At 68.6% G+C, this 23,345-nt stretch carries 21 protein-coding genes; 11 read left to right on the top strand and 10 right to left on the bottom strand.

Features of this window, described 5'->3' with window-relative positions:
• The gene (locus tag DFO58_RS02295) at window positions 1-402 is read left to right on the top strand and encodes a sec-independent translocase (protein ID WP_047119560.1); all 402 of its coding nucleotides are present in this window, start codon (window positions 1-3) and stop codon (window positions 400-402) included.
• A 136-nt stretch (window positions 403-538) separates the two neighbouring features.
• Here the strand turns inward: DFO58_RS02295 and DFO58_RS02300 are convergent, their stop codons facing one another.
• The 3 genes from DFO58_RS02300 to DFO58_RS02310 form a co-directional block, all read right to left on the bottom strand.
• Entirely contained in the window at window positions 539-1,645 is a 1,107-nt protein-coding gene (locus tag DFO58_RS02300; protein WP_120989195.1) for an Mrp/NBP35 family ATP-binding protein, read from the bottom strand.
• Between the two features lie 2 nt (window positions 1,646-1,647).
• On the bottom strand, window positions 1,648-2,250 hold the full coding sequence (locus DFO58_RS02305; RefSeq protein ID WP_113606494.1) for a DUF1003 domain-containing protein: 603 nt from the start codon (window positions 2,248-2,250) through the stop codon (window positions 1,648-1,650).
• An 87-nt stretch (window positions 2,251-2,337) separates the two neighbouring features.
• Window positions 2,338-3,588, bottom strand: a complete 1,251-nt coding sequence (locus DFO58_RS02310) for a CBS domain-containing protein (protein ID WP_047119557.1) — start codon at window positions 3,586-3,588, stop codon at window positions 2,338-2,340.
• 132 nt (window positions 3,589-3,720) lie between these two features.
• Between DFO58_RS02310 and DFO58_RS02315 the strand changes: the two genes are divergently transcribed.
• Complete coding sequence (locus tag DFO58_RS02315; RefSeq protein WP_147407172.1) at window positions 3,721-4,620, top strand: general stress protein; 900 nt, start codon at window positions 3,721-3,723, stop codon at window positions 4,618-4,620.
• An 84-nt stretch (window positions 4,621-4,704) separates the two neighbouring features.
• Here the strand turns inward: DFO58_RS02315 and DFO58_RS02320 are convergent, their stop codons facing one another.
• Entirely contained in the window at window positions 4,705-6,252 is a 1,548-nt protein-coding gene (locus DFO58_RS02320; RefSeq protein ID WP_113606493.1) for an aminopeptidase P family protein, read from the bottom strand.
• A gap of 68 nt (window positions 6,253-6,320) precedes the next feature.
• On the opposite strand from DFO58_RS02320, the gene DFO58_RS02325 reads away from it, so the two are divergent.
• Complete coding sequence (locus tag DFO58_RS02325) at window positions 6,321-7,172, top strand: PHP domain-containing protein (protein ID WP_120989197.1); 852 nt, start codon at window positions 6,321-6,323, stop codon at window positions 7,170-7,172.
• Here the strand turns inward: DFO58_RS02325 and DFO58_RS02330 are convergent.
• The 6 genes from DFO58_RS02330 to DFO58_RS02355 form a co-directional block, all read right to left on the bottom strand.
• On the bottom strand, window positions 7,169-8,011 hold the full coding sequence (locus DFO58_RS02330) for a site-specific DNA-methyltransferase (RefSeq protein ID WP_120989519.1): 843 nt from the start codon (window positions 8,009-8,011) through the stop codon (window positions 7,169-7,171). The genes DFO58_RS02325 and DFO58_RS02330 overlap by 4 nt on opposite strands.
• A 152-nt stretch (window positions 8,012-8,163) precedes the next feature.
• Window positions 8,164-9,807, bottom strand: a complete 1,644-nt coding sequence (locus DFO58_RS02335) for a DEAD/DEAH box helicase (RefSeq protein WP_120989198.1) — start codon at window positions 9,805-9,807, stop codon at window positions 8,164-8,166.
• 259 nt (window positions 9,808-10,066) lie between these two features.
• On the bottom strand, window positions 10,067-11,533 hold the full coding sequence (locus DFO58_RS02340; protein WP_147407173.1) for an RNB domain-containing ribonuclease: 1,467 nt from the start codon (window positions 11,531-11,533) through the stop codon (window positions 10,067-10,069).
• Between the two features lie 172 nt (window positions 11,534-11,705).
• Window positions 11,706-11,927, bottom strand: coding sequence for a DUF3107 domain-containing protein (locus DFO58_RS02345; protein ID WP_053798445.1), 222 nt, complete (start codon window positions 11,925-11,927; stop codon window positions 11,706-11,708).
• 66 nt (window positions 11,928-11,993) lie between these two features.
• Window positions 11,994-12,575 carry a TetR/AcrR family transcriptional regulator gene (locus DFO58_RS02350; protein WP_286163439.1) on the bottom strand — a complete coding sequence of 194 codons (582 nt, stop codon included), beginning with the start codon at window positions 12,573-12,575 and terminating at the stop codon, window positions 11,994-11,996.
• A gap of 182 nt (window positions 12,576-12,757) precedes the next feature.
• Window positions 12,758-14,071, bottom strand: coding sequence for a glutamyl-tRNA reductase (locus DFO58_RS02355; RefSeq protein ID WP_047119550.1), 1,314 nt, complete (start codon window positions 14,069-14,071; stop codon window positions 12,758-12,760).
• Window positions 14,072-14,216: 145 nt separating this feature from the next.
• On the opposite strand from DFO58_RS02355, the gene hemE reads away from it, so the two are divergent.
• The 8 genes from hemE (at window position 14,217) to hemL (ending at window position 23,132) form a co-directional block, all read left to right on the top strand.
• Window positions 14,217-15,272, top strand: a complete 1,056-nt coding sequence (gene hemE / locus DFO58_RS02360) for a uroporphyrinogen decarboxylase (RefSeq protein WP_120989199.1) — start codon at window positions 14,217-14,219, stop codon at window positions 15,270-15,272.
• A gap of 116 nt (window positions 15,273-15,388) precedes the next feature.
• Window positions 15,389-16,975, top strand: coding sequence for a protoporphyrinogen oxidase (hemG, locus tag DFO58_RS02365; RefSeq protein ID WP_181728015.1), 1,587 nt, complete (start codon window positions 15,389-15,391; stop codon window positions 16,973-16,975).
• Between the two features lie 135 nt (window positions 16,976-17,110).
• Window positions 17,111-17,797 carry a hydrogen peroxide-dependent heme synthase gene (hemQ, locus tag DFO58_RS02370; RefSeq protein WP_047120809.1) on the top strand — a complete coding sequence of 229 codons (687 nt, stop codon included), beginning with the start codon at window positions 17,111-17,113 and terminating at the stop codon, window positions 17,795-17,797.
• Window positions 17,794-18,999 carry a ferrochelatase gene (locus tag DFO58_RS02375; protein WP_286163440.1) on the top strand — a complete coding sequence of 402 codons (1,206 nt, stop codon included), beginning with the start codon at window positions 17,794-17,796 and terminating at the stop codon, window positions 18,997-18,999. Before hemQ ends, DFO58_RS02375 begins: the two co-directional genes overlap by 4 nt.
• Window positions 18,996-19,970 carry a hydroxymethylbilane synthase gene (hemC, locus tag DFO58_RS02380; RefSeq protein WP_047119548.1) on the top strand — a complete coding sequence of 325 codons (975 nt, stop codon included), beginning with the start codon at window positions 18,996-18,998 and terminating at the stop codon, window positions 19,968-19,970. The genes DFO58_RS02375 and hemC overlap by 4 nt, the downstream gene beginning before the upstream one ends.
• 7 nt (window positions 19,971-19,977) lie before the next feature.
• The gene (locus DFO58_RS02385) at window positions 19,978-20,769 is read left to right on the top strand and encodes a uroporphyrinogen-III synthase (RefSeq protein WP_047119547.1); all 792 of its coding nucleotides are present in this window, start codon (window positions 19,978-19,980) and stop codon (window positions 20,767-20,769) included.
• 66 nt (window positions 20,770-20,835) lie between these two features.
• Window positions 20,836-21,819 carry a porphobilinogen synthase gene (gene hemB, locus DFO58_RS02390; protein WP_047119546.1) on the top strand — a complete coding sequence of 328 codons (984 nt, stop codon included), beginning with the start codon at window positions 20,836-20,838 and terminating at the stop codon, window positions 21,817-21,819.
• Window positions 21,820-21,824: 5 nt separating this feature from the next.
• Window positions 21,825-23,132, top strand: a complete 1,308-nt coding sequence (gene hemL, locus DFO58_RS02395) for a glutamate-1-semialdehyde 2,1-aminomutase (protein WP_120989200.1) — start codon at window positions 21,825-21,827, stop codon at window positions 23,130-23,132.
• Window positions 23,133-23,345: the final 213 nt, after the last annotated feature.

Genomic DNA, 23,345 nt, shown 5'->3' on the forward strand with positions numbered 1-23,345 from the left:
GTGGATTTTCTAGGTATCAATGGCGGCGAGTTCGTTATTCTCGCCATTATCGCGGTCGTCGTGCTCGGCCCCGAGAAGCTTCCTGAATACGCCAAAAAGCTGGCGAACCTCGTCAAGGAAATTCGCCGCATGGCCAACGGAGCCAAGGAGCAGTTGCGCGAGGAAGTCGGCGACGAAGTTGCCGACATGGACTGGCGCAAGCTGGATCCGCGCCAATACGACCCTCGGCGCATCATCAAGGAAGCGCTCATCGACGAATTCGACGACGCGGTCAACGTGGCCAAGGGCAAGCCTTCCTCGGTCGAGGCAGCCCCGGTGCGCACCCCCGTGGCCACCCACACCGCCACCCAGGCTCCGCTGGGCGTGAACGAGAGCGCCCCATTCGACGACGAAGCCACCTAGGCGCGAATCCGCCACAGGCGACAAAACATCCCCGGCCCTGCAGCTGGAAAACTGCGGGGCCGGGGATCTTTTTTATGCCTCGTTCGCCAGCTTCCGGTGCGTTTCGCGCGGACCGCCCGGGTATGTTGCCCGGCCGCTACTGGATTGACATCGGCAGGCTGCGCCCGGCCAAGCCGCGGGGACGCTGGCCCAATGATTCGGCCAGCGCGGACAGCTCGATGGCGCTCTGGGATTGCGGGGCGGAGAGCACCACCGGGGTGCCCTGGTCCGAGCCTTCGCGCAGGGCTTCCTCCAGGGGCAGCTGCGCCAGCAGCGGCACCGGGTAGCCCAGCTGGTCGCTCAGCGATTCGCTGAGCTTAGCGCCGCCGCCGGAGCCGAAGATTTCCATCCTGCTGCCGTCGGGCATTTGCAGGTGGCTCATGTTCTCCACCACGCCGATGACCTTCTGCTTGGTCTGCAAGGCAATGGTGCCGGCGCGCTCGGCCACCTCGGTGGCGGTTGACTGCGGGGTGGTGACGACCAGCAGTTCGCTGTTGGGCAGCAGCTGGGACACGGAGATCGCGATATCCCCGGTGCCCGGCGGCAGGTCCAGGAACAGGAAGTCCAGATCCCCGAAGTAGACGTCGGACAGGAACTGCTCCAGCGCGCGGTGCAGCATGGGCCCGCGCCAGATCACCGGCTGGTTCGAATCCAGGAACATGCCGATGGAAATGACCTTCACCCCGTGCGCCACCGGCGGCAGGATCATGTCATCCACCCGCGTGGGGTTCTGGTTGATGCCCATCAGCGACGGGATGGAGAAGCCGTGCACGTCGGCGTCGATCAGCCCGACCTTGAAGCCTCGGGCGGCCAGCGCGGTGGACAGGTTGGCGGTGATGGAGGACTTGCCCACCCCGCCCTTGCCGCTGGCCACCGCGATGACGCGGGTCAGCGAGGCGGGATCGGAGAACGGGGTGCGGCGGCTGGCCAGCTGATCGCGCAGGGCCGCGCGCTGCTGCGGATCCATCACGTCCAGGACCACCTCGACCTGGTCCACGCCCGGCAGCGGCAGCAGGGCCGCGCGCACGTCTGCCTCGATGGTGGAGCGCAGCGGGCAGCCTGCGATGGTCAGCAGGATGGTAACCTCGGCGCGGGTGCCGTCCAACCGGGCGCCGCCCACCATGCCCAGCTCGGTGATGGGCCGGCGCAGTTCCGGGTCGATGACCGTGGCCAGCGCCGTGAACAGTGCTTCGTTCGAACTCACGACTAGTTGTTCTTTCGGTTGGAATTCTGGCCCGGCTGCACCGTGTCGATGAGGCCGGTCTGCGGGTTGCCGCCCTTGGACTTGCGCTTGGCGCGCAGGTTCAGCTCTTCGCCGTCGGCGGTCTCCAGCAGCTCCTCCAGCACGTTGCGCAGCTCCGAGCGCACGTAGTCGCGCGTGGCGACATCGCGCAGCGCCAGGCGCAGGCTGGCCAGCTCGCGGGTGAGGTACTCGGTGTCGTAGAGGTTGCGTTCGGCCCGCGCCCGGTCCTCGGACAGCGACACGCGGTCGCGGTCGTCCTGGCGGTTCTGCGCCAGCAGTAGCAGCGGCGCGGCATAGGAGGCCTGCAGCGAGAGCATCAGGGTCAGCGCGGTGAAGCCGATGGAGGCGTCGTCGAAGCGCCAGGCCGCCGGGGCCACGGAGTTCCAGATCAGCCAGAAGGCGCAGAAGATCGTCATGTAGAGCAGGAACTGCGGGGTGCCCATGAAGCGCGCGAACTTCTCCGTCGTGGAGCCGAACGCGTCGGGGTCCGGGGAGAACTTCGGCCAGAAGCGTTTGCGGGCTGCAAGGGGAGTGTCCAGGCCACTGGTCTTGCGCTGTTCAGCCATGGTGGTGAACTCCTTTGCTACTGATCTGTGTCGTTCGGCTCCGGGCTGCGCCGGGCCGGGTGAACCGGCGAGCCGGTTCCAAAGTTCTTAGTCCTGCGAACGCCAGTCGTCGGGCAGGATGTGGTCGAGCACGTCGTCCACGGTGATCGCCCCGACCAGGCGGCCCTCCTTGTTGGTCACCCCGACGCTGGTCAGGTTGTAGGTGGCCAGGTGGCGCACGACCTCTGAGATGTTCGCCAGGTCGGACATCGGCTCCAGCTCGGTGTCCAGGATGTCGCCCAGCGGTTCGGGCGGGGCGGCGCGAAGCAGCGCCTGGATGTGCACCTGGCCCAGGTAGCGGCCGGTGGGGGTCTCCAGCGGCGGGCGCACCACGTACACGGTGGAGGCCAGGGCGGGGGAGAGCTCCTCCATGCGCACCGAGGCCAACGCCTCGGCGACGGTGGATTCGGGAGTGAGGATCACCGGAACCGGGGTCATCACCGAGCCGGCGGTGCCTTCCGGGTAGGCCAGCAGGCGGCGCACGTCCTTGGCCTCCTCCTCGTTCATGAGCTCCAGCAGCTGGTGCTTGGTTTCCTCGGAGACCTCGGAGAGCAGGTCGGCGGCGTCGTCCGGGTCCATTTCCTCCAGCACGTCGGCGGCGCGCTCCAGGCCCAGCGCGGAGAGGATCTCCACCTGCTCGCGGTCAGGCAGCTCCTGCAGCACGTCGGCCAGGCGCTCGTCCTGCAGGTGCGCGGCGATTTCCAGGCGGCGCTTCTCGTTCATCTCATGCAGCGCGTCGGCGAAGTCGGCGGCCTTCATGTCGTCGTGCGTGGCCACGAAGGTGTCGGCTGACTGCGGCTCGCTCTGGTTGCCGTGGCTGATGTCCTCCCAGGAGACCAGCACCTTGTCGCGCTTGCGGCTGCGCAGCCCCAGCAGTCCCGGCGCTGCCACGCCGCGCTGCACGTAGTACTGGTTGATTTCCCAGTCGCCGCGGCGGGTCTGGGCCAGGCCGATGTCCTCGATGACGCCGCGGCCTGAGCCGTCGGTGAAGGTGATGGTGCGGTCGAACAGCTCGGCCACGACCAGCAGCTCCTGGCCGCGCTGCTGGAAGCGGCGCATGTTGACCAGGCCCGAGCAGATGATCTGCGTGGATTCCATGGACTGGATGCGGGTCATGGGCACGAAGACGCGGCGCTTGCCGGGGACCTCGACCACGACGCCGACGCAGGCCGGCGGCTTCTTGGGTCCGCGGGAGACCACGACGACGTCTCGCAAGCGTCCCAGGCGGTCGCCCAGGGGGTCGAAGACGTCCAGCCCGAGCAGCCGGGCGACGAAGATTTTAGACACTTGTGAGCTCACCCTTCTAGGTTATCGTGCCCGGTGCCTTCGCGCGGTGCGCGGTGACACACCCGCGGCGCGGATTCTTTCGCCCTCAGTGATCCCCGCTTCACTACTGGGTGCAAACACAGCATCACCGTGCACAATATAGATATGACCTCGCCACAAGGAGTAAATTCGATCAGCACCAACGGCTTGCCGCGCGGCGAGCTGCTGGGGCGCTACACCAGCTATCTCGACGCCCAGAAGCTCGTGGACTACCTGGCCGACAACGACTTCCCGGTGGCCTCCGTGACCATCGTGGGCAACGACGTGCGCACCGTTGAGCGCGTGACCGCCAAGCTGTCCTACCCGAAGGTCGCGTTGGCCGGCGCCGCGCAGGGTGCCATGATGGGTCTGTTCGTGGGCCTGCTGCTCTCGCTGTTCGGCGGCGGCAACGGCATCTACCAGATCCTGTCCGCCATCGGCCTGGGCATGGCCATCTGGATGATCGCCGGGGTGATCAGCTACTCGACCCGCCGCGGCAAGCGCGACTTCGCCTCCTCCAGCCAGTTCGTGGCCACCAGCTTCGACGTGGTCGTCGACTTCGAGAACGCGCAGGCCGCCCGCCAGCTCGCCTCCAAGCTGCCGATGCGTCCGCACGCTCCGGCCCCGAACATCCCGGGCTCGAATCTTCCAGGGCAGCAAATGCAGCCGACCGCCCCGGTCCAGCCGGCGGCTCCGGCGACCGTGCAGGCTCCGGGCGCAGCCCAGCAGCCGGCCCCGGCTTCCGCCGACGCCCCGAGCGGCCAGTTCCCGGACCTTCCGGATGGACGCCCGCGCTACGGCGTACGCGTGCAGCCGACCCCGCCGGCAACCGGGCAGCCGGCAGCAACCCAGCAGGCCCAGCCTGCCTCCCCGGCCCAGAACCTGTCCGAGGTCGAGCCGACGGTTGAGATCGGCCGCGGCAAGGACCAGGACCAGGCCTCCGATCAGGACGGCACGGATGAGCCAGCGCAGCAGCACTCTGCTGCGGACGCGCCGGAGGAAACCCGCCAGGACAAGAACTCCTAGCCGCAAGCGGCAACACGAAAGACCGCTGGCCTTCAGCCAGCCCCTCGGGGCGGATGAAGGCCAGCCGTCATTAAGCCGGGGTGCTTAGCCGCGCAGCTTGGCCATCCAAGCCTCGACGTCGTCGGCGGTGCGCGGCAGCGCGGCGCTCAGCGACTCGCCGCCGGTGGCGGTGACCAGGATGTCGTCCTCGATGCGCACGCCGATGCCGCGGTACTCCTGCGGGATCGCCAGGTCCTCGTTCTTGAAGTACAGGCCAGGCTCGATGGTGAAGACCATGCCCTCTTCCAGCTCGGCATCCAGGTACAGTTCCGCGCGGGCTTGGGCGCAGTCGTGCACGTCCAGTCCCAGGTGGTGGCTGGTGCCATGCGGCATCCAGCGGCGGTGCTGCTGCCCCTCGGGGCTCATGGCCTCGTCCACGGAGACCGGCAGGATGCCCCAGTCGGCCAGGCGCTCGGCCAGCACGCGGGTGGCGATCTGGTGCAGGTCGCGGAACTTCAGGCCCGGCTTGACCGCGGCGAAGGCGGCGTCGGCGGCGTCAAGCACCGCCTCGTAGACGCGGCGCTGGACGTCCGTGTACTTGCCGGAGACCGGCAGGGAGCGGGTGATGTCCGCGGTGTACAGCGAGTCGGCTTCCACTCCGGCGTCCAGCAGCAGCACCTCGCCCTCGTTCACGGCGCCGTTGTTGCGGATCCAGTGCAGGATGGTGGCGTTGTTGCCGCAGGCGGCGATGGTGTCGTAGCCCAGGTCGTTGCCTTCCAGGCGGGCGCGGGCGAAGAACGAGCCTTCGACGATGCGTTCGCCGCGTTCGTGGGCGATGGCCGAATCCAGGTTGCGCACCACGTCCTCGAAGCCATTGATGGTCGCCGCCACCGACTTGCGCAGTTCGGCGATCTCGTAGTCGTCCTTGACCAGGCGCAGCTCGGAGAGGAACTCGGCCAGCTCGTTGTCCAGCGCGTCGGAGGCTTCCAGATCCTGCGAGGTGTTGATGCGGCTGGTGTCCACCAGCGCCTCGACGTTCAGGTCCACCTGGCGCACCAGGCGGATGCGGATGCCGCCCATGGCCTGCGGGCCGGAGTTCTTGGTGATCGCCAGTTCCAGCTGCTCCAGGGAATCGGTGGGCATGCCGGTGCGGGCGGACATGGTGCTCAGGGTCGGGCGCGGGCCCACCCAGAACTCGCCGGAACGCGAATCCAGGTAGAAGTCCGAGGAATCGCGGCCCGCCATCGGGGCGAAGTACAAGGTGGCTGAGTGGTTGCTGCCGTTGTCGCCGGCGCCGTCGTCGGTCGGCTCCAGGATCAGCACTGCGTCCGGCTCGTGGTCGACGCCCAGGCCGGTGAGGTGGGCGAAGGCCGAGTGCGGGCGGAAGCGGTAGTCGGTGTCATTCGAGCGGACCTTCAGCGGGCCGGCGGGGATGACCAGGCGCTCGCCCGGGAAGGCGGCGGAGAGCTTGGCGCGGCGGGCGGCCGCGTAGTCTGCGGACGGATCGGCGTCCGGCAGAGCCGAGGTGTCGGCGGCCCAGTTCGAGGCCATGAACTGCTTGAAGGATTCGGAGGTCGGACGCTGCGAACGGTTGTTCACGCGGTCTTCCAATGGCTGGTCGCTGCCCGAAGGCGATGAAACTTGATTGGTCATAACTTCAAGTGTGTCACCATCAGCTATGCGCCACCAAAGAACGTGTGCACTTCGATATTCTAGGGAGTATGCGAATCGACCTGCACACCCATTCCAACGTTTCCGACGGCACGGAAACCCCGGCCGAGCTGATCACCGCGGCGGCCGCGGCGGGGCTGGACGTGGTGGCGCTGACCGACCACGACCAGACCAGCGGGTGGGACCAGGCACGTGTTACCGCGCAGGAACTGGGGATCGGGTTCATTCCCGGCATGGAGATCACGTGCCAGGATTCGCACGGGATCAGCGTGCACCTGCTGTCCTACCTGCACGACCCGTCCTACCAGCCGCTGCTCGACGAGCTGGCCGTGTCGCTGAATTCGCGGATCGTGCGCGCCCAGCGCATCGTGGAACGGTTGGCCGAGGACTACCCGATCAGCTGGGAGCTGGTCACCGAGCATTGCCAGCCCGGGGCCACGGTGGGCCGACCGCATATCGCCGACGCGCTGGTGACCGCAGGGGTGGTGGCCCATCGGAACGAGGCGTTCGCCAACATCCTGTCCTCGCGCTCGCGCTACTACGTGTCGCATCCTGCCATCAACCCCGCCGCGGCGGTGCGCCTGGTGCGCGAGGCCGGCGGCGTGCCGGTGTTCGCCCACCCGAAGGCAGCGCTGCGCGGACGGGTGGTGCCCGAATCGACGGTCCACGAAATGATCGAGGCCGGGCTGGGCGGGGTGGAGGTCTACCACCGGGACAACAGCGCCGAGGGCAAGGAGCAGCTGCTGGCGCTGGCGTCGGAGCACGACTTGATTGTCACCGGATCCTCGGACTACCACGGCACCGGAAAACTGAACCGGCTCGGCGAGAATCTCACCGAGCCGGCCATGCTGGAGCGCATCCTGGCGCAGGGCACCGGAACCAGCGCGCTGCTGCAGTCCTAGTCGACGGGGCGCGGCACCGGGGCCGGGGAGCCGTCCAGGGTGGCGAACACCGTGTTTTCGGGCAGCCGGGCGTGCATGACCTCGATCGCCTGAGTGTTCTGGTCGATCAGCACGAAGCGGCGTTCCATCTTCGCGGCCACCGCACCGGTGGTGCCGGAGCCTGCGAAGAAGTCAAGCACCCAGTCGCCGGGCCGCGAAGAGGCCGCGACGATGCGCCGCAGGATGCCCTCGGGCTTCTGGGTGGGGTAGCCGGTCTTCTCCTTGCCGGTGGGGGAGACGATGGTATGCCACCACACGTCGGTGGGCAGCTTGCCCTTCTCCCGCTTTTCCGGGGTCACCAGGCCGGGCGCCATATAGGGCTCGCGGTCGACTTCCGCCGAATCGAAGTGGTACTTCTTCGGGTTCTTCACGTACACCAGGATGGTGTCGTGCTTGGCAGGCCAGCGGCTCTTGGCCCGGGCCCCGTAATCGTAGGCCCAGATCAGTTCGTTCAGGAAGCACTCGCGGCCAAAGATCGTATCCAGCAGCACCTTGACGTAGTGCACTTCCCGGTAGTCCAGGTGGACGTAGAGGGTGCCGTCCTCGGCCAGCAGCCGGTAGGCCTCCAGCAGGCGCGGCTCGATGAAGCTGAGGTAGTCCTCGAAGCTGTCGTGGTAGGAGCGCGACTGGCCGATTTCCGCCGTGTAGCTGCGGCCCTTGAACCCCACGTGGGTGCCTTCGCCTTCGTCGGCGCGGACCATGGTGCGTTCGGCGCGGGTCTGCTTGCGCCCGGTGTTGAAAGGCGGATCCACGTAGATCAGCGTGAAGCTTTCATCGGGCATGGTTGCCAGCACCGACATGTTGTCGCCGTGGAACACGGTGTTGCCCGCGGCCGGGGCGCTCACCGGGGAACCGGAGTGCGCCGCGGCCGCGGACAGGGTTGAATCTTCAGGTTGTGCGAGCACCTGGGTACTGAATCCTTTCGGAGTGCTGCGGGCGGGGGCTGGCAGGACTAGTCCTGCAAGCCTGCCTCGCTGCTTCCGCCGGTGCGGCGGCGCGGACGGCGGCGGCGGGGCTTCGAGGTGCCCTGCGCTGCGCCTTCCTCACCGGAGACGCGGGATTCGCGATGGCGCTCGGCTTCGCGGCCCGGACGGTCCTGGCGGCCCTTGGAGTGGCCGTGGCGTGCACCGGCCTGGTTCTCGGCGCCGGAATCCTGCCGCGTGCCGCGCTCCTGGGTCTGCCCGTTCACGGTGCGGGTGCGGGTGCGCGAACCGCTGCGGCGGCGCGGGGTGCGTTCGCGGTTCTCTCGGGGTTCGCGGGAGGACTCGCGCGGAGAGCCGTCGCCTTCGGCGGCGGCCGACTTCTTGGCGCGCGGCAACCGGCCCTTGGTGCCCTTGGGGATGTTCAGGTCGGTGAAGAAGTGCGGTGAGGAGGAGTAGGTTTCCACCGGCTCGGGCACGCTCAGGCCCAGGGCCTTGTTGATCAGCGACCAGCGCGGCACCGAATCCCAATCCACGAAGGTCACCGCGGTACCGGTGTTGCCGGCGCGGCCGGTGCGGCCCACGCGGTGCAGGTAGGTGTTCTCGTCATCGGGGCACTGCAGGTTGACGACGTGGGTGACGTCGTCCACGTCGATGCCGCGGGCGGCGACGTCGGTGGCGACCAGGATCTCCACCTTGCCGGAGCGGAAGGCCTTCAGCGCCTGCTCGCGGGCGCCCTGGCCCAGGTCGCCGTGCAGCGAACCGGCGTTGAAGCCGCGGTCGATCAGCTCGTCGGCCAGCTTGGCAGCCGAGCGCTTGGTCTGGGTGAAGATGATGGTTTTGCCGCGGCCCTCGGCCTGCAGCAGGCGCGCGACCATCTCGTCCTTGTCCAGGTTGTGCGCGCGGTAGACCAGCTGGCGGATGTTGCGCTTGGTCAGCGAGCCGTCGTCGTCCGGGTCCTGGGCGCGGATGTGCGTCGGGCGGGACATGTAGCGGCGGGCCATGGTGATCACGGCGCCCGGCATGGTGGCGGAGAAGAGCATTGCCTGGCGTACCGGCGGCAGGGCGGCGAGGATGCGCTCCACGTCGGGCAGGAATCCGAGGTCGAGCATCTCGTCGGCCTCGTCCAGCACCACGGTCTTGATCTGCTTCAGGTTCAGCACGCGCTGGCGGTTCAGGTCGATCAGGCGTCCGGGGGTGCCCACGACGACGTCGGTGCCGGCCTTCAGGGCTGCGATCTGCTCCTCGTAGGGGCGGCCGCCGTAGATGGTGGTGATGGAGATGTTCGAGTGCTTGGAGGCCTGGGCCAAATCGGCGCCGACCTGGATGGCCAGTTCGCGGGTCGGGGCCACGATCAGGGCCTGCGGGGCGCCGGGGAACTGCAGGTCCCCGTAGCCGGCGTCGCCCTCGCGGATGACACGCTGCAGGGCGGGGATGCCGAAGCCCAAGGTCTTGCCGGTGCCGGTCTTGGCCTGGCCGATGATGTCATTGCCGCCCAGGGCCACCGGAAGGGTCAGCGCCTGGATGGGGAAGGGGTATTCGATGCCCGCTTCGAGCAGCGAGGCGACGATGTCCTCGCGCACGTCCAGCTCGGCAAAGCTCTGCTTCGCCGCTTCGGGGGTGCTGTCCTCTTGGGGGGTGTCGGCAGCTGGTGCCGTTAGCGTCGTGTCGCTCACGATGTCTTCAGTCTCATTTCATGTTGGCCTCCCGGCGGGGTCGACCTGCCCTGCAAATCCAGGGGGTGCGCCCGAAGGGAGGCGGGTCCAGCGGAGCCGATCGCTCGATACACGCGGGAGCCCCGCGTGGGGGTCCTGCGGAATGATGACCGCTGGGAAGTCATCAGGTAACTGGTCGTACTTTCAGCGCTGTGCGATCGGGCATCCTCAGTAGTAATACTGACCAGCATAACTTGTTTGGCCGGATTTCAGCGGTTCGTCAGCCGCGGGGCACCGTTTCGAAGTGGATCCGGCGGGTGCGCGGGTCGGCTTCCACCAGCTTCACGCTCACCAGCGTGCCGGCTTCCGCGCTGCCGCTGAAGCTGCCGGTGACCGGTTCGGTGACCAGCTGCAGCTGCCCGGGCCGCGGCTTGCCGTTGTTGTTCTCCCCGTTGGCCGCGCCCTGCGCGGCGGTGAGCACAATGGCCTGGAACTGTTCGCCGATGCGGTGCTGCAGGGTGTTGGCCTCCAGCAGGTCCACCGCGGCCCGGGCCACCTTGTTGGCGGCCGCGGAGCTGGTCCGCATCAGCTCCGGCAGCAAGGGCAGCGCCTGGTCGAGTTCATCGGGCAGCAGCTGCCCGGTGCTGAGCAGATGGCAGGTCAGCAGCACGAAGCGATCCACCAGGCGGCGCAGCGGGGCGGTGGTGTGCGCGTAGGGCGCGGCCAGGGCGGCCTGGACCAGGTCGGATTCCGGCTGGCCGGCGATGACCTGGTAGTCGGCGCCGCGGAAGAGCGAGGCGGCGCGGTGCATGATGACCAGCTGGCGCGGGTCGCTGACATCAAGGGTGTGCAGGTATTCGCCGTAGCTGATGTCCTCGGGCCAGGGGCTGCCCAGCAGCCGGGTCTGCTGCCTGAAGGCCTTCAGGTCCCGCGGGTCAGGCGGCGGCATGGTGCGCAGGATCCCGGTGCCGGCCTTGAGCATCAGGCGGGCCGCGGCGATGCCAGTGAGCAGCGAGATCTGCGCGTTGAATTCCTCCAGCGGCAACGGGGTGCGGCTGACCAGCTTGTACCCGCCGCCCTCCGGAACGATTTCCTGGTCGGGCAGGTTCAGGGAGGCGCCTCCGCGCAGCCGTTCCTGCACCAGCCGGGCCTGGCCGATCTCCGCGAGCAGCTGCAGCTGTCCGTTGTCCTCGCCCGAGTCGAGGCGCCGCTGGGCGGTTTCGTAGTCCAGCTGCGCGCGGGAGCGGATCTGCGAGCGGGTCAGCTGCACCTCGCCCAGGGCCCCGTCGGCGTCCAGGGCGATGCGCCAGTGGAAGGCGGGCCGGGGCACGTCGGGCAGCAGCGAGCCGCGGTCCTCGGAAATCAGCGGCGGGTACAGCGTGATCTTGCGCTGCGGCAGGTAGAAGGTCTGCCCGCGCTCGCGGGAGACCATGTCGAGCAGGCCGCCGAGCCGGACGAACGCCGGCACGTCGGCGATGGCATAGTGCACCAGGTAGCCGGTGCCCTTGCGTTCCAGGTACATGGCCTGGTCCAGGTCGGTGGCGCCCGGGGGATCGATGGTGAAGAACGGCAGGTCGGTATCGTCCGCGTCGGGCTCCGGCAGATCGGCGACTGCCTGCTGGGCGGCCTGCAGCGTTTGCTCGTCGAATTCGCCGGGGACCTCGAACTCGCTTTCCAGTGCGAGCAGCAGGTCGCTCAGGTCGCTGGCGGCCACCTGCCGCGGTGCGTGGATTCGTTGATCGGTCACGGTACGCCGCCTGCCTGTTCCAAGTTGAACGCTTTGCCGGGATGGTACTACCTCAACCTACACGCCGGAGCCGGGGTGAACCTAGGACCGGGGGTTTAAACGCAAAGGCCGGCCCCGCGGGATGCGGGGGCCGGCCGAGGCGCTGGCGGCGTGGTGCGCCGCCGAAAGCCAATTACTGGGCGAAGCCGACGCGGCGGACTTCCTCCGGGCCTACCTCGACGTAGGCGATGCCTGCGGCCGGCACGAGAACCTCGCGGCCCTTGGGGTCGGTCAGGGACAGCACCGAACCGCCGGCAATGGCCGCAGCAACCTTCTCGTTGACTTCTGCATTGCTCAGTTCCGACTCGAGTACGACTTCGCGGGCTACGTTCTGAATGCCAATCCGGATTTCCATGATTGTCGTTGATCCTCTCGAAAAATGTGTGCCCCTACAAGAAGGGTCCCTCAGCCACTAATCTAGCTACTTTTCCTTGGGGAACTGGGAAATTCCGCGCCAAGCTAAACGCGAGATCAGGTCGACGGCGGTCTGCTGATCCACCGAGTCGTCGCTGGTGGCCCAGTAGCGCGCCGAAACCTGGGACAGGCCGGCCAGCGCGCGCCCGGCGAGCAGCCCTTCGGCCTCGTTCAGGTCGGTGTCCTTGACCACGACCTTGGAGATGGAGGTGGCCAGGTTGTTGTTGAATTCCTCGATGCGCGCGGCGATCAGCGGGTCGGAGAGCACGTCGGATTCGAAGATCAGGCGGTAGGCCTGGGACTCGCTCTTGATGTACTGGTAGTAGGTGTTGATGGTGGCGAACACGCGCTGCCGGTTGTCGTCCGTGGACTGGATGGCCTCGTCCAGCCGGCGGCTGAAGTCCTCCAGATGCGAGTCAAGCAGCGCCAGGTAGAGTTCGCGCTTGCCGGGGAAGTGCTGGTACAACACGGGTTTGGAAACCTTGGCCACGTCGGCGATGTCGTCCATGGAGGCGCCGTGGTACCCGTTGCCGACGAAGACCTCGTGGGCCGCCTGCAGGAGCTGGCGTCGCCGTGCTTCCCTTGGCATTCGCTGCGTGCGATGTCCCTTGAGCGATTCCACTTCAGCCATGTCGACCTCGACCTTTCCAGCTACTGCAAGGCTCCGCCCACGTCATCGTGGATTTTGCAGATGACCCTGGAGCCTACTTGCAAGTAGTATTCCACGCATCGCGGTGGAAAGGTAACTTCGCGAGAAAATTAAGGGTGCGGCTACGCGGTGCGCGCGGAGGTCTCCACGGGGCAGACGGCAGGCGCCGGGGCGCTGGCCTGCGCCTGGGGTTCGCCCAGTTCAAGGCCGTAAAGCGTCTGAAGCGCGGTGACGTAGTCCGCGGTGCGTCCCTCGGAGGCGAGCTCCCGGGCGCGGACGGTGGGAATGTGCAGCAGCTGGCGCATCATGCGGCGCATGGCCAGTTCGACCTCATCCGCGGCGGCGGTGCAGCCGTGCTGGGCGCGGACCCGGGCCACCTCGGCGTCGAGCACCGCCTTGGTGTGCTGGCGCAGGGCCACGATAGCGAAGTCAGCTTCGCGCTCGCGCTGGGCGGCGGCGAATTCCCTGGCGGCGGTCTTCACGATGCGGCTGGCGGCGTGCACCGCCAGGGCCTGGTCGGTCGGGGCAGCCATGCGCACCGACTCCAGGGTGATCAGCTCGACGTCGGCCATCTCGACCAGCGCCGGATCGAAGTCGTGGGTGAGCGCCATGTCGATGGCGATCAGCGGGTGGTTCTTCACGCGCACTTCCTCCAGGGCCGCGCGGTCCAGGCGCTGTCCGCCGCCGGAGCAGCCGACGATGATGTCGGCTTCGCGCAGGGCCTGGGGGAGCAGCTCGTCGGTCAGCGGGAAGCCGCCGCGCTTGCCGGTGAATTCGGCGGCGCGTCCGGAGCTGGAGTACACCGAGATGCGTTCCACGCCGCGTTCCTTCAGCAGCGCCATGGTGGCGCCGGCGTAGGAGCCGGTGCCGAAGAGCACGACGTTCTGGTCGGCCCAGGCGGTTGCCTCGTCGGTGAGTTCCTCGGCCAGGTCCAGGGCGACCGCGACCACTGACTTGCCCTGGGTGCCCAGATTGGTGTTGCTGCCGACGTCCTTGGCGGCGCGGGTGGCGTTCTGGAACAGCCGGGTGAGGTTGCTGGTGGTGGTTTTCTCCTGCTGCGCCTGGGCCAGCGCGCGGCGGACCTGTCCGGCGATTTCGCGTTCGCCCACGACGGCGGAGTCCAGGCCTGCGCCCACGGAGAAGAGGTGCTCGATGACCGGGTCGCCTTCCAGCGCGGTCAGCTGGCGGGCCAGGAAGTCGGCGCTGAGCTCGGTGGTGGCTGCGAGATGGGCAACGAGGTGCTCGGTGGCATCCTCGACGTGCTCCACGTCCGCGTAGACCTCGAAGCGGTTGCAGGTGGCCAGCACGACGGCGCCGTTGATAGCTGCCGAACCGTTGACGGAGGCAGCAGCGAGCCCGCTGGCCGAGGCGCTGATTTGTGCCACGGTCTCAAGGTCGAGCTGCGAATGCGATGCGACAAGAGATAAGAAAACCACAATGTCCCTAGGTTAAGCTCAACGGGCCGGTTAAACAACGCAGGTCTACCTAAGGCCATCCCCCGTTAGGCGCTTAATTTCAGCGCAGAGTGAGCAAGTGTCCGGCCAAATGGGATTTCAAGGCAAGAGTTGGCAGAATTGAAGCATGACTCTGTCGCAGAACCATCCGATGATCGATGGACGTACCCAAGATTCCGCATTGATTCAGGCCTTGACCGGCCGCGAGCCCTCGCACCACCCGGTGTGGTTCATGCGCCAGGCAGGGCGTTCGCTGCCCGAGTATCTGAAGCTGCGCGAAGGCGTGAGCATGCTGGACTCGTGCCTCGACCCGGCGATGGCAAGTGAGATTACTCTCCAGCCGGTGCGTCGCCACAAGGTCGACGCGGGAATCTTCTTCTCCGACATCGTCATCCCGCTGCGTCTGGCAGGCATCGGCGTGGACATCGTCCCGGGTGTCGGCCCGGTGCTCGACACCCCGATCCGCACCGCCGAGCAGGTCGCGGCCCTGCCTGAGCTGACCGACGAAGCCCTGGAGCCCATCCGCCAGGCCGTGGCCCTGACCGTCGCCGAGCTGGGCAGCACCCCGCTGATCGGCTTCGCCGGCGCCCCGTTCACCGTGGCAGCCTACATGGTCGAGGGCAAGCCGAGCCGCGACCACCTGGGCCCGCGCACCATGATGCACGCCGAGCCGGAGGTCTGGGACGCGCTGATGAAGTGGGCCGCCGACGCATCGGGCAAATTCCTGCGCGCGCAGGTCGAGGCCGGAGCCTCCGCCGCCCAGCTGTTCGACTCCTGGGCCGGTTCGCTGTCGCTGCCGGACTACCAGAAGTTCGCCGCACCGTACTCCGCCCGGTCGCTGGACTTCGTGCGCGATCTGGGTGTGCCGCTGATCCACTTCGGCACCGGCACGGGCGAGCTGCTGACCGCCATGCGCGACGCCGGCGTGGACGCCGTGGGCGTCGACTACCGCATCCCGCTGTCCACCGCCATCGAGCGCCTGGGCCAGGATGTCTCGGTACAGGGCAACATCGACCCGGCGTTGCTCTCCGCCCCGTGGGAAGTCCTCGAAGCGCATGTGCGCGAGGTCGTCGCCAGCGGCAAGGCGGCGCGCGGACACGTGGTGAACCTGGGGCACGGCGTCCCGCCGACCACGGATCCGAGTGTGCTCACCCGTGTGGTGGAGCTCATCCACTCCCTGTAGTCCGGCAGGACTAAGCTGGGAATGACAGGCGTCATCGCGGTGGCGGGCGCCTCGGGGGACGACCCCGGGCGCGCGCACCGCAGCAAACGATTCAAAGGCAGAAGGTGCATCGGTACGTGAGCAAGGATCAGCGCAGCGAGAACGTGGCAGAAGCTTCAACCCGGGCTGAGACGCCCAAGGCACGCCGCGTCATCGCCTCCGACGCCGCCGCCCATGCGCTGCGGCTGCTGGAGAAGGTGCGCAGCGCCACCGAAGCGCAGGCCCACAAGCGCGCCGCCAAGGACGCGGCCGACCCGGCCCCGCATGCGGTGGTCATCGGCGGCGGCGTCGCCGGCCTGGTGGCCGCGCGCGACCTGCGCCAGACCGGGCACCGTGTCACCGTGCTGGAAGCCGCGGACGGCTTCGGCGGGTGCGTGCGCCGCGCCGAGGTCGCCGGGCTGCAGCTGGATGCCGGAGCCGAGTCCTTCGCCGTGCGCGGCGGGACTGTCGGCTCCTACCTGGACGAGCTGGACCTGTCCGGCTCCATCGCCGCCACCTCCGGGGCCAGCGCCTGGCTGATCCAGGGCGAGGGGGAGAAGATCCTGGCCAACCCGCTGCCTGCCACCTCGCTGATGGGCATCCCCGGCCACGTGCGCACCGACGAGGTGCGCCACCTCATCGGCCGCGCCGCCACCGTGCGCGCCGCAGCGGACCTGATCACCCCGATGAGCAAGAAGTGGGCCACCGAGCCGCTGTCGCTGGCCGAGGTGGTGCGCTCGCGCATGGGCCAAGCTGTGCTCGACGAGCTGGTGGCTCCCGTGGTCAACGGCGTCTACTCCACCGACCCGGCGCAGATCGACATCGATGCGGCCGCACCGGGCCTGCGCGCGGCCATGCAGTCCACCGGTTCGCTGGCCCGCGCCGTGGCCCAGCTGCAGTCCTCGGCTCCGGCCGGATCCCGCGTGGCAGGGCTGGACGGCGGCATGTACACCATGATCGAGGCGCTGGCCGGCCAGCTGCAGGCCGCCGGGGTGTCGCTGGTGCGCAACTCGCCGGTCACCGCGATCAGCCGCCAGCCGCAGGCCGAGCAGCCGTACACCGTGCACACCCTGGGCCAGGAGCTGAAGGCCGACCGCGTGGTCATCGCGACCCCTGCCGAACCAGCCCTGGGCCTGCTGAACCCGCTGCTTCCTGCCGACCAGCAGATCGAGGGCCGGTCCGAAGCCAACGCCATCGCGCTGGCCACCCTGGTGGTGGACAAGCCGGAGCTGGACGAGGCCCCGCGCGGATCCGGCGTGCTGGTCTCGCGCGGCGCCCCGCTGGTGGCCAAGGCCCTGACCCACGCGACCGCCAAGTGGCCGTGGCTGGCCGAGCAGGCAGGGCCGGGCACGCATGTGGTGCGCCTGTCCTTCGGCCGCATCGGCGAGCATGAGCCGATCGTCGAATCCGGCGATGACGCGCAGCTCATCGCGCAGGCGGTCAAAGACGCCTCAAAGATTCTCGGTGTTCAATTGCAGCAGGAAGACGTGCTCGGCAGCGCGGTGTCCCGCTTCAACGACATGGTGCCGCTGCAGGGCGGCGCCGCGGCGCAGCGCCGCGCCCAGGTCCAGCAGGCTCTTGACGACCTGGACGGCGTGGACGTGGTGGGCGCCTGGCTGGCCGGCACCGGCCTGGCCCGCGTCATCGCCCAGGCCCGCCGCGCGGTGGCCATCAGCGCCCGCTGAGCCCCGGAGCGGACGACCAGCGCCGAAGACCCGCGCCGCCCGGCGGCGCGCCGACAAACTTGCAGACCCAACCCAGATCAGCAGATCCAAGGAGAAACACCAGTGAGCAACGCACCGGAGCATAATTCGCCCGTTATCCGCGAACGCGAAAACGCCGGGGAGAACCCGACCTTCTTCTACACCCTGTGGACCATCTTCAAGCGCTCGGACGCAGTCCAGCGCACCGACGCCGCGGCCGCCGAATTCGATGCGCTGACCGAGCAGCTGGCCGCCGAGGGAGCCGTCGTGCGCGGCATCTACGACGTCTCGGCCATGCGCGAAGACGCGGACATCATGATCTGGGTCCACGGCCCGTCCGCGGCGCTGCTGCAGGCCTCGATGCGCAAGATCCGCCGCTCGGCGCTGCTGGCCGGCACCGAGATCGTCTACTCCACCATGGCGGTGCACCGCGAGGCGGAGTTCGCCAAGGACCACTCGCCGGCCTTCGCCCGCGGCGTGGCGGCCAAGGAATGGATGACGGTCTACCCGTTTGTCCGCTCCACCGACTGGTACACCATGGACCCGGCGGTCCGCGGCAAGATGCTGCGCGACCACGGCATCCTGGGCCGCGAATTCCCTGACGTGCTGGCCAACACCGTGGCGGCCTTCGCATTCAGCGACTACGAGTGGCAGATCTGCCTGGAAGCCGACGACATGATCGACCTGGTCGACATGATGCGCCACCTGCGCTACACCGAGGCCCGCCACCACGTGCGCGAGGAAACCCCGTTCTACACCGGCCGCCGCATCTCGGCCGCCGAAGCCCTCGAGGTGCTCCAGTGAGCCAGTCTTTCGACCCGCGCACCGGCTACGACCGGAACGGGCGCATGATCCCGAAGGCCTATGACGCGGTGCTGCTCGCCTCCTTCGGCGGGCCAGAGGGACAGGACGACGTCATCCCGTTCCTGCGCAACGTCACCGGCGGGCGCGGCATCCCGGACGAGCGCCTGGAAGAGGTCGCGGTGCACTACCGCACTAACGGCGGCGTCTCGCCGATCAACGCGCAGAACCGCGCGCTGAAGGCCGCGCTCGAAGCCGAGTTCGCCGCCCGCGGCATCACCGTGCCGATCTACTGGGGCAACCGCAACTGGCACCCGTTCGTGAACGACACGTTGGAGCAGATCGCCGCCGACGGGCACCGCACCGTGCTGCTCATGGGCACCGGCGCCTACTCGGGCTACTCGGCCTGCCGCCAGTACCGCGAGGATTTGGGCATGGGCCTGCGCGCCACCGGGCTTGAAGGGGTGGTGGAAGTCGACAAGCTGCGCCAGTTCTTCGACACCCCGGCCTTTGTGCAGCCATTCATCCAGGAGCTTCCCGGCTCTCTGGCCTCGGTGCGCGAGCAGCTGGCCGCCGCCGGGAAACCGGAGGGGAAGATCAAGATCGTGTTCGTCACGCACTCGATCCCCCTGAGCGATGCGAACGCCGCAGGTCCCGAAGCCATCCGGAGCACGCTGGACGAGAACCTGTACACCGCCCAGCACCGCGCAGTGGCCGAGCACATCCTGGCCAACGTGCCCGAGGCCGCCGGCCTGGAGCATTCCCTGGTCTACCAGTCCCGCTCCGGATCCCCGCACACCCCGTGGCTTGAACCGGATATCAACGACGCGCTGGAAGAGGACGCCGCAGCCGGCGTGGCGGGCGTGGTGGTGGTGCCGATCGGCTTCATCTCCGACCACATGGAGGTGCTCTGGGACCTGGACACAGAGGCCAAGGACACCTGCGCCGAACTGGGGCTGGCTTTCGCCCGCGTGCCCACCCCGGGCACGCACCGCGCCTTCGTCTCGGGCCTGGTGGACCTGGTCGAGGAGCGGCTGGCCGGCCCCGACGGCAAGGCGCTGCGCGAAGGACGCCTGTCCGAAACCGCGCTGGGCCCCTGGTTCGACGTCTGCCGCCCTGGCTGCTGCGAAAAGCTTGCCATGGACGGCACCCTGCGCCCGACCATCGGCGCGGTGGATTCAGAGGTAGGAGTGCCGCAGCCATGACCCAGTCCTTCCGCGTAGGAACCCGGGGCAGCGCGCTGGCCACCACGCAGACCGGATGGGCTGCCGACCAGCTGGCGCAGCTGTCCGGCCTTGAAGTCGATACCGTGCTGGTGAAGACCGAGGGCGATGTGGTGACCGGTTCGCTGGCCAACCTGGGCGGCACCGGGGTGTTCGCCGCCGCGCTGCGCCAGCACCTGCTGGACGGCGGCTGCGACCTGGCGGTGCACTCGCTCAAGGACCTGCCCACCGTGCAGCCCGAGGGCCTGGTGCTCGCCGCCATCCCGCCGCGCGAGGACGTGCGCGACGCGCTGTGCGGCCGCGACGGAATGACCCTCGACCAGCTGCCCGAAGGCGCGAAGATCGGCACCGGATCCCCGCGACGCGCCGCGCAGCTGCGCGCCTACCGCCAGGATCTGGTGATCGTGGACATCCGCGGCAACGTGCCCACCCGGCTCGGCCGGGTCAAGGGCGTGGGGGACACCCACGACGACGGCAGCGTGGGCCGGGCCACCCAGGGCGACCTGGATGCGGTGATCCTTGCCGCTGCCGGCATGCGCCGCCTGGGCCTGGAGCAGCACATCACCGAGTACCTGGATCCGTCCATCATGCTCCCGGCCCCCGGCCAGGGCGCGCTGGCGCTGGAGACCCGCACCGCGGGCACCGGCCATGCGGAACTGGACCAGGCGCTGGCCCGCTTCGATGACCTGCACACCCGTTTGCAGGTGGAAGCCGAACGCGCACTGCTCAACCAGCTGGAGGCCGGCTGCGCCGCGCCGATCGGCGCGCTGGCCAGCGTGCAGGACGGCGAGCTGGTGCTGGACGCCGTGGCCTGCAACCCCGACGGCTCCGAGGTCATGCGCCGCAGCGCCAAGGCCCCGCTGGCCGACGTCGCCGCCGCCCAGGCGCTGGGCCGCGGGCTGGCCAACGGCATGCTGGCCGACGGCGCGGCGGTCGTCGCAGGGCTGGCCTGACCGGCCCATGGTCTACCAGGCTCTGATCCTGCGCGATGCGGCCCGCGCCGCGGCCACCGTGCGGGAATTCGAGAAGCTGGGCATCACCTCCTGGTGCTCCCGGCTGATCGACACCATCTGGCCGCAGGACACCGCGTCGCTGTCGTCCATGGCGGCGGCGCTGCGGGCCGGATCCTACGACTGGCTGGTGCTCACCAGTGCCACCACCGTGGCGGTGCTGCGCGAGCTGCTGGACGGGCGGCCGTTGCCGCGATCCCTGAAGCTCGCGGTCGTCGGAGCGAAAACGGCCCAATCGGCCAGCGAACTGCTGGGCCTGGAGACCGATTTCCAGCCCGAGGTGCAGTCCGCCGCGGGCATGGCCGCGCAGTGGGCCCCGCCGGCCGGGGCGCGCATCTGCTACCCGCACGGGGATCTGGCCAGCAGCACGCTGGGCGATTTCCTGGCCGGACTGCCGGTGCAGGTGGACGAGGTCATCGCCTACCGCACCGTGGATGCCGGCACCCAGGGCCGCCCGGTGCCCGGCCCGCCCGCGCCGGAACACGTCACATGCCTTGATCCAGCGCTTATCGGTGCGAAACTGGAAGAACTGGATTTAGTGGTGTTCAGCGCCCCGAGCATCGTGCGGCGCTTCGCGCAGCTGGCCGGAGGCCGGTTGCCTGCGCGCGTCCACACGCTGGCCATCGGCCAGCCCACCGCCCGCGCGCTGGAAGCCGCAGGGCTGCCGGTGCACGGCACCGCGCAGGACCCCGGACCGGCCGGACTGGCCAGGGCAGCGCGCAGCGTGCTGGGAATCGGCTAGGCCGCGCCGGCGCACGACCGCGCAAGACTTTTCAAGAAGCAAGAGTAGAACTGGAGATACGAAGCCATGGGTTTCCCTCAGCATCGACCACGCCGCCTGCGGCAGAACCCGGCCATCCGCGCGCTGGTTGCCGAAAACGAGCTGTCCGCACGCCAGCTGATCCTGCCGGCGTTCGTGCGCGAGGGACTGAGCGAGCCCAACGAGATCACCTCGATGCCCGGCGTCTACCAGCACACCATGGACAGCCTCAAGGCCGCCGCGGCGGATGCGGTCAAGCTGGGCCTGGGCGGCATCATGCTCTTCGGCATTCCGGCCGAACGCGATGAGAACGGCTCGGCGGGCATCGACCCGCAGGGCATCCTGAACCGCGGCATCGCCGCGGTGCGCGCCGAGGTCGGCGACGACCTGGTGGTCATGTCCGACGTGTGCCTGGACGAGTTCACCTCGCACGGCCACTGCGGCGTGCTGGACGCCGACGGCGCCGTGGACAACGACGCCACCTTGGAGATCTACGGCCAGATGGCTGTCGCGCAGGCCCAGGCCGGCGCCCACATGCTCGGCCCGTCGGGCATGATGGACGGCCAGATCGGCGCGATCCGCGAGGCCCTGGACGCCGAAGGCCACCTGGACACCGCAATCCTCGCCTACAGCGCCAAGTACGCCAGCGCCTTCTACGGCCCCTTCCGCGAAGCCGTGGACTCCCAGCTGAAGGGCGACCGCCGCACCTACCAGATGGACGCCGCCAACCGCCGCGAAGCCATCCTGGAAGCCGAGCTGGACATCGCCGAGGGCGCCGACATGATCATGGTCAAGCCGGCCATGAGCTACCTGGACATCGTGCGCGACGTGGCGGAGATTTCCCCGGTGCCGGTCTCCGCCTACCAGATTTCCGGCGAGTACTCGATGATCGAGGCCGCCAGCGCCAACGGCTGGATCGACCGCAGGGCCTCGGTGCTCGAATCCCTGCTGTCCATCAAGCGTGCGGGCGCCGAACAGATCCTCACATACTACGCAGCCGAAGTTGCCGGCTGGCTCAAGGAAGGTAAGTAAGACGCATGTCGAACTCTGAAAAGCTTTTTGCCGAGGCCCGCGAGGTCATGCCCGGCGGCGTGAACTCCCCGGTGCGCGCCTTCGGTTCGGTCGGCGGCGTCCCGCCGTTCATGGTCGGCGCCAAGGGCGCCTACCTGACCGACGCGGACGGCAAGGAATACGTGGACCTGGTCTGCTCGTGGGGTCCGGCGCTGCTGGGCCACGCCCACCCGCAGATCCAGGCGGCAGTACACGCAGCGGTGGACCGCGGCCTGTCCTTCGGCGCCTCCACCCCGGACGAGGCGAAGCTCGGCCAGCTGATCAAGAACCGCATGGGCGGCGTGGAGCGCCTGCGCATGGTGTCCACCGGCACCGAGGCCACCATGACCGCCGTGCGCCTGGCCCGCGGCTTCACCGGCCGCGAACTGATCATCAAGTTCTCCGGCTGCTACCACGGCCACCTGGACGGCCTGCTGGCCGATGCCGGTTCGGGCGTCGCCACCCTGGCCCTGCCGGGATCCGCCGGCGTCACCGCCGCCACCGCCGCCGAAACCCTGGTGCTGCCGTACAACGACCGCGCCGCCGTTCAAGCCGCCTTCGCCGAGCACGGAAGCAACATCGCCGCGGTGATCACCGAATCCGCACCGTGCAACATGGGTGTGGTGACCCCGGAGGAGGGCTTCAACAAGTTCCTCAAGGACACCACCGCCCAGCACGGCGCCCTGCTGATCCTGGACGAGGTGCTCACCGGCTTCCGCGCCTCGGATGCCGGCTACTGGGGCCTGACCGGACGCGTGGAAGGCTGGAACGCCGACCTGTACACCTTCGGCAAGGTCATCGGCGGCGGCCTGCCGACCGCCGCCCTGGGCGGCCGCGCCGAGGTCATGGACTACCTGGCCCCGCTGGGCCCGGTCTACCAGGCCGGAACCCTGTCAGGCAACCCGGTGGCCATGGCCGCCGGCATCGCCCAGCTGGAGAACGCCACCGACGAGGTCTACGCGTTCCTGGCCAAGCAGTCCGCCGCCCTGCAGGACGCCATCACCTCGGCCTTCAACGCCGAGGGCCTGGACCACTCGATCCAGCGCGCCGGCACCCTGTTCTCGGTCGCCTTCGGCACCTCCGCCACCGGCGTGCACAACTACGCCGACGCCCAGAAGCAGGAAGCGTTCCGCTACGCGCCGTTCTTCCACTCCATGCTGGACTCGGGCGTCTACCTGCCGCCAAGCGTGTTCGAAGCCTGGTTCGTCTCCGCCGCGCACGACGACGCGGCGCTGGAAAAGATCGTCTCGGCCCTGCCGGCAGCTGCCAAGGCCGCGGCGGCCGCCACGGCCTAGGTTATTCGTCCCGGCAACGGGCATCGCAGGCTCCCCGGACATCTGCCCGACACCATGTGTCGTGCCAATGGGCGGGGAGCCTGCTGCGTTAAATGTGGGTTTCGTCTTCCCAATCCGCGAGTCCTGAGTCACAGGGCTTTGCTCCAAGGCGCCGGAGCTTGACGCAGACCTGCCCGCCGGCGTTGAGTGCTCCGAGCGGCGTGGACCGCGAAA

Source organism: Arthrobacter sp. AG1021 (assembly GCF_003633665.1).
GTDB classification, from domain to species: domain Bacteria; phylum Actinomycetota; class Actinomycetes; order Actinomycetales; family Micrococcaceae; genus Glutamicibacter; species Glutamicibacter soli.

Coding starts and splice junctions, on each gene's coding strand:
- DFO58_RS02305 (WP_113606494.1), bottom strand. CDS start 2,250: ATGGCTGAACAGCGCAAGACCAGTGGCCTGGACACTCCCCTTGCAGCC.
- hemB (WP_047119546.1), top strand. CDS start 20,836: ATGGGTTTCCCTCAGCATCGACCACGCCGCCTGCGGCAGAACCCGGCC.
- DFO58_RS02315 (WP_147407172.1), top strand. CDS start 3,721: ATGACCTCGCCACAAGGAGTAAATTCGATCAGCACCAACGGCTTGCCG.
- DFO58_RS02330 (WP_120989519.1), bottom strand. CDS start 8,011: ATGTCGGTGCTGGCAACCATGCCCGATGAAAGCTTCACGCTGATCTAC.
- hemC (WP_047119548.1), top strand. CDS start 18,996: ATGACCCAGTCCTTCCGCGTAGGAACCCGGGGCAGCGCGCTGGCCACC.
- DFO58_RS02320 (WP_113606493.1), bottom strand. CDS start 6,252: ATGACCAATCAAGTTTCATCGCCTTCGGGCAGCGACCAGCCATTGGAA.
- DFO58_RS02345 (WP_053798445.1), bottom strand. CDS start 11,927: ATGGAAATCCGGATTGGCATTCAGAACGTAGCCCGCGAAGTCGTACTC.
- DFO58_RS02385 (WP_047119547.1), top strand. CDS start 19,978: ATGGTCTACCAGGCTCTGATCCTGCGCGATGCGGCCCGCGCCGCGGCC.
- hemL (WP_120989200.1), top strand. CDS start 21,825: ATGTCGAACTCTGAAAAGCTTTTTGCCGAGGCCCGCGAGGTCATGCCC.
- hemE (WP_120989199.1), top strand. CDS start 14,217: ATGACTCTGTCGCAGAACCATCCGATGATCGATGGACGTACCCAAGAT.
- DFO58_RS02350 (WP_286163439.1), bottom strand. CDS start 12,575: ATGCCAAGGGAAGCACGGCGACGCCAGCTCCTGCAGGCGGCCCACGAG.
- DFO58_RS02325 (WP_120989197.1), top strand. CDS start 6,321: ATGCGAATCGACCTGCACACCCATTCCAACGTTTCCGACGGCACGGAA.